We start from the raw sequence: 2,198 nt of genomic DNA on the forward strand, positions 1-2,198 counted from the left end.
TTACCGACTCGACTGTCAGAGTCTGCACGAGCAGGCGACGGAGTTAGCGCATGCACTGCTGGAGAGGATGACGATCGGCAGCGTCGTGTCGTTCATGCTGCCCAATTGGCATGAGGCCGCCGTGATTTACCTGGGCGCGACTATCGCCGGGATGGTGGTCAACCCCATCCTGCCCTCGCTGCGCGACAGCGAGCTGCTCTTCATCCTGCGTGACGCGGACACCCGGATCATCTTCGTGCCGTCGGTTTACGGCGGGCACGACTACACAGCGATGCTCAGCCGGGTCGTCGCGCAGATGGAGAACCCGCCCGAGGTCGTCGTCGTGCGCAACGGTCGGTCACTACCTGAGGCGAAGTCGCCGGCCGCCGAGCTGCCCACGCTCGACCCCGATGCCGTGCGGATGGTGCTGTACACCTCAGGGACTACTGGTCGACCGAAAGGTGTTCTGCACAGCCATAACTCGATGCATGCGCTGATCACCCAACTTTGTGACCACTGGCAGGTTCAGCCCGGCTCCAGGTTCCTGGTCCCATCACCGATTGCGCATATCGGTGGCTCCATCTACGCGTTCGAATGTCCGCTGCTGCTGGGAACATCGGCCGTGCTGATGGACCGCTGGAACGCGGACACGGCGGTCGAGCTGATCGACGACAGCGGCTGCACACATATCGCCGGAGCCACACCATTCCTCGAGCAACTACTCGCGGCGGCCGAGCGCGCGGGAACCCGACTGCCGCAGCTGAAGCTGTTCGTCTGCGGCGGTGCCTCGGTGTCGCCGTCGCTGATCCGCCAGGCAGCGCAGTATTTCGAGCGCGCGGCGGTCACCCGGGTGTACGGCTCGACCGAAGTCCCGGTGACAACGGTCGGCGCTCCGCTCGACCCGGACCACGCCGCCGACACCGATGGGCGACCCGGGTTCGCGACGATAACCCTGCACGGCCCGGGCGGAGAGATTCATGCCCGTGGCCCGCAGATGCTGGTCGGCTACCTGCACCGCGAGGACGAGACCGAATCCTTCGACGACGATGGGTATTTCCGTACCGGCGATCTGGGCCGCTGGGTCGACGACGACTATCTCGTCGTCACCGGACGGGCCAAAGACCTCATCATCCGCAACGGTGAGAACATCGCGCCCAAAGAGATCGAGGACATTCTGATCGGCCACCCAGGCGTCGCGGACATCGCTATCGTCGGCTTGCCCGATGCCCGCACCGGAGAGCGGGCGTGCGCCGTCATCGTCCCCACCGACGAAGCGCAACCCGACGTGGCGAGTCTTCGCGACTTCTTGCAGTCCCGGGGTGTCGCCATCTTCAAGGTGCCAGAACAGGTGGCTATTTGGCAGGCGCTGCCGAGAAACGACGCCGGCAAGGTGCTCAAGCACCAGATTCAAGCGACCCTGATAGCAACGGATGGATGACATGCAAGTAGCGATCGTGACCGGTGCGACCGGTGGAATCGGATTCGGATGTGCGACCAAGCTGGCCGAAACCGGCATGGCCGTACTCGCTACTGGGCGGAATGAGAAACGACTCGACGAATTGGTCGCAGCGATAGGCGATCCCGACCGAGTCGAGACGGTGGCTGTCGATCTGACAGACGACGACGGACCCGCCCGCGTTGTCCAGGCCGCCGTCGAGAAGTGGGGTCGGATCGACTTCTTGATCAACAACGCCGGAGTGGGGAACCCGACGCCGCTGCACGGCACCGACGACGAGACCCTGGATTACTTCCTCAATGTGATGCTACGGGCGCCGTTTCGCCTCGCACGAGATGTGTTGCCACACATGGAGGCCGGATCGGCCATCATCAACATCACCTCGACCTTCGCCGTCGTGGGCGGGCTTCGTGGTGGCCCGTATTCCGCGGCGAAAGGCGGGCTGACCGCGCTGACCACCCACATCGCCTGTCAGTACGGATCGCATGGCATCCGCTGCAATGCCGTTGCCCCCGGGGTAATCCAGACGGCGATGACCGAAGAACGGTTGCAGGATCCCGCATTCCGCCGAATGCAGGTCGAGATGACCCCGCACCAGCGACTCGGCACCGTCGAGGACGTGGCCAGCACGGTGGCGTTCTTGTGTTCGCCCGGGGGCAGTTTCATCAACGGTCAGACCATCGTGGTCGACGGTGGATGGACCTCGACAAAGTATCTGTCGAAGTTCGCCCTGACGTCGGAGTGGACAGCGCAGTGACCGCTG

Annotated in this window: 2 protein-coding genes; both read left to right on the forward strand. The window is 64.0% G+C overall.

Annotated features, from left to right (window positions below):
• Nucleotides 1-1,417, forward strand: a 1,417-nt coding sequence (locus tag VN856_RS14855) for an AMP-binding protein (protein WP_325690302.1), incomplete at its 5' end; no start/stop codon positions are given.
• On the forward strand, nucleotides 1,410-2,192 hold the full coding sequence (locus VN856_RS14860) for an SDR family oxidoreductase (protein WP_325690304.1): 783 nt from the start codon (nucleotides 1,410-1,412) through the stop codon (nucleotides 2,190-2,192). The genes VN856_RS14855 and VN856_RS14860, both read left to right, overlap by 8 nt.
• Nucleotides 2,193-2,198 lie beyond the last annotated feature (6 nt).

Source organism: Mycobacterium sp. (genome assembly GCF_035603715.1).
Taxonomy (GTDB): domain Bacteria; phylum Actinomycetota; class Actinomycetes; order Mycobacteriales; family Mycobacteriaceae; genus Mycobacterium.

Excerpts from the sequence above, each read along its gene's own strand:
- VN856_RS14860 (WP_325690304.1), top strand. The coding sequence starts at position 1,410 with ATGGATGACATGCAAGTAGCGATCGTGACCGGTGCGACCGGTGGAATC.